At 56.8% G+C, this 3523-nt stretch carries 2 protein-coding genes and 1 pseudogene; all 3 read right to left on the bottom strand.

The window, feature by feature from the left end; all coding sequences use genetic code 11:
• Positions 1-240, bottom strand: a 240-nt coding sequence (locus FV233_RS30970; protein ID WP_210249516.1) for a hypothetical protein, incomplete at its 3' end; no start/stop codon positions are given.
• A 28-nt stretch (positions 241-268) separates the two neighbouring features.
• A pseudogene (locus tag FV233_RS28715) lies at positions 269-493 on the bottom strand (HlyD family type I secretion periplasmic adaptor subunit); the annotation flags it as partial.
• A gap of 35 nt (positions 494-528) precedes the next feature.
• Positions 529-3523, bottom strand: a 2995-nt coding sequence (locus FV233_RS28710; RefSeq protein ID WP_147899559.1) for a DUF4214 domain-containing protein, incomplete at its 5' end; no start/stop codon positions are given.

Here is a 3523-nt window from a genome sequence, read left to right as displayed (position 1 = left end):
CACGAGGTAGTTATTGTTATCTATATAAAAACTCGAATAAGCTATGGTGCTTAAGGCAAAATATGCTCCTCGACCAGGCTTGATAAATTCTTCAGGAGTGTCTGGCAAATAATACGGGTCCGCGTACGGAACATAAACTGGTACATTATACCCTTTCACATTCGTCATGTAGCTCGGTACTTGCAGGGTTTGTGTCGTTTCTTCTACAGACAAATCATATCTTACCCAAACTCTTTGCATGTTAATTCTCCAATAATTGCATTATTGATTACCGCTCACGCCAAGCTTTAGCGACCTGATCGGTGAGCGGCTTGACTGGGTAGCTCAGCACGGTGCGCTCGCCGATGTGCAGGTGCGCCTCCACCGGCATCCCCGGCACCAGACGCACCTCGCCCAGCCGCGCCAGCTCCGCGCCCGACAGCGCGATCCGCGCGGTGTAGTAGCTCTGGCCTGACTTCGGGTCCGTGGTCACATCCGCCGAGACGGCGCTGATCACGAGAGCGATCAACGTCCGCCTCGGCGAAGGCATCACGCGACGTGCAGTCCGGCGCCGACCTGAGCGGCGAGGTGCTGTTGCGCCTCCGGGCTGTCGACGATCGCCAGCGCCACGTCCGCCCGTGAGGTGCCGTGCGAGAGCGCATACACCCAGCTCTGCTCGCCAGCTGCGTCCGGGGCACGCCCGAGCGCGTCGTGGTACAGGCTCTCGACGAACCCAGCATCGCCCGAGCCCGGATAGTGGGCCTGGAACTCCGCTGAGTTGGTGAAGCTGTTGGCGACGTCGATGCGTGACACGCTGTGTGCATCGAGCTGGCTGGCCAGGTTCTGCACGGCGCTCGCGTCACCCGCATGCCCGAACACGTGCTGGTACAGCGCGTCGACATAGGCCGCGCTGCCCTGGTTGGCGTAGTGCCCCTGGAACTCGGCCGAGTCGAGGAAGGCGTTGGCCACGCTGGCGCGGTCGGTGCCGTTGGACAGAGCCGCGACCCAGCTGTTGGCGCTGGCGGCGTCGCCCGCGCGTTCGAGCAGGCCCTGGTATAGCGCGTCGACGTACTGACCGTCGCTCAGCTGCGGATGGGCACTGAGGTACTCGGACGAGGTCAGGATGTTCTGAGCCACGTCATGCAGGGTGCCACCGTGCGCGAGCGCGTCGGAGATGTTCTGCAGCCCGGTCTGATCGGGGTCACGGTGAAGCAGGGCCTCGTACAAATGCTGGGCGCTCGACAGCCCTGGATCGAGGACCGGCACACCTGCCGTGAGAGCCGGTTGCAGCTGGGCGATGTGCTCGTCGGAGAAGACGAGCGCATTGGCGACATCAGCCTGCGAGGTGGTGCCGGAATTAAGGGCGGCAACCCAGCTGTGCGCGCTGTCCGGATCGGCGTGGCGACCGAGCACGGTCTCATAGAGCTGCTCGACAAAGCCAACGTTGTCGCTGGCGTTGATGTGCGCCTGCGCCTCGGGCGAGGACAGGATCGCTTGCGTGATGTCGTGCAGGCTTGTCCCAGCGTTGAGCGCCGCGACCCAGCTTTGGCCGCCGGCGGTGTCGGGGGCGTGCCCGAGCAGGCCCTCGTACAGCGCGTACACCTCCCCGCTTGGGTTGCTGACGCCATGCGTCACGGTACCCGACGCCGCCTGCGCTGATCCGGTGGTTCCATCAGCGACGAGCGTCACATTTGTACCGCCGCTGCCATCAGCGACGACGCTGTAGTGGTAACCTGACGGCGCCGCGCTGATGCTGAGCGTCTCCACCTGGGTGCCACCGGTGACGGTCAGCGTGTGAGCCGTCACATCGTAGCTCGCACTTGTGGCCGTTCCGATCCCCACCAAGTCTATGACATCACCCGGAGCAAAACCGCTGATCGCGTTGGTGAAGGTATGACCTCTGTCCGAACCAACGGCGACGGCCTCAATCTTGAGTGCCTGGCCTCCATCAGAAAAGATGATACTTCCCGTACCTGCGGCGCCTGAGCTGACATGGCCAGAACTATCAAGCAGGGTAGTAGAAGCTAGATCCAGGGTGACGGTGCCCTTCAAGGTCGTACCGCCCGCGTAGTCGTTCGCGCCCGTGAGCACGAGGGTCGCACCTGATCCGAGCCCAGCCACGACGAGCGGCTGGTTCGGGTCAATCGCGTGACTTTCCAAGTTGGTGCCGCTGCCGGCTCCAATATTGCCTGAGAGCGTTGCGGTGACGCCGCCAGCAACCTGGAAGACGGTGGGGTCGTTTGAGGTGGTCTGGGTGGCGCCGGAGCCTGAGGCAGCCACATCGAGTGAAATTTGGTTCGCGTAAGTACCAGAAGCCGCAAATTGAATGGTCGGGTCGATCGTGTGGACAGTTCCCGTACCAAACGCTTGAGCGTTGGAGACGATGACCGATCCACCCGTCAGAAACGTGCCACCTGTATAACTGCTGGCGCCAGACAGTTCCTGCGTACCCGTGCCGCTGACTAGCAACGAAACCGAGCCGGAGATAGAGCCAGAGAATTTATTTATGCCGCTGGTTTGGTCTACAAGTGCTACATTTAGCACTGCAGGGATGGATGAGGTAAGAACGCCGGAGCCTGATATTGAGCTTACCACTTGGGCTACGCCACCTAGGTCGATTAAGCTGTTGACGTTCAGTGGAATAATCGTTCCGCTACTGGGGCCGCCAGCGCCGCCGGCTGCATTGATCTGATTTTGTAATTGCTGAATTTTCTGCTGAGTTTGCAATATTTGCAGTTGTACACCAACATCTTGATTGCTTAAACTTTCATATGTCGAAATGGCGTCCTTGTATCCAATAAAATATGTGTTACTAGTATTAATGATGGCAGATACGTCATTTGATAGGTTTGAAATACCAAGTAAGTTTTTTCCTTCATGAGAGAGAAAATCACTAAAGCTGCCAACAGAAACATTTGCAGCATTCCAGAGTGCGATAATTTTATCGACTACATTACTATTACTTGAGGTAATATCCTCATGAGCACTGATGTAGTCAAGGAGTGTTTTCGTACCATTTATTGCAGCTCTAGCCTCAGGAGCTCCGGCAAGGACCGCGACATCGACCCCAAGCGTCGCTACTTGAGATGTCAGTTTAAATGCTGCGCCCAAGATGGCAAGCTTTGCGCCAGTTTGTGCAGTATTAATTCCGTCTTTCAGAATACTGTCCTGATCTTGTAAGTCATGAAGACGCGCCTGCGCCGCTTGAAGTTGCTGTTGTAATGTCGGTCCTGTTGGCTGCGATCCCGGATGCGGTGTTGTTGGATTTTCCTCAGATGGTACAGTCGGAGCTGTAGGATTAGACGGCGTAGAGGATAAAGACAGTCCAGATGCATTAATACTCACATTGAAATTCAGATCCTGAGTCCCCTCTCCCAAATAGTTTGGAACCATATGAAGCCAGTAATGACCAGGTATAAGATCGCTATTTAGCGAATATGTGTAAAAAGGTCCGCCGGTTTGCGACTGAAAACCAGGGACAGGCGAATCGCTTTCAATTACAACCTCATAAAATGTACCCTGAGTTAATGGCCCATTATTATAA

The sequence above is a fragment of the Methylobacterium sp. WL7 genome (assembly GCF_008040085.1).
GTDB lineage: Bacteria > Pseudomonadota > Alphaproteobacteria > Rhizobiales > Beijerinckiaceae > Methylobacterium > Methylobacterium mesophilicum.
The sequence above is the reverse complement of the archived record's forward strand: the minus strand, read 5'-3'. Positions and strand labels throughout refer to the sequence as shown.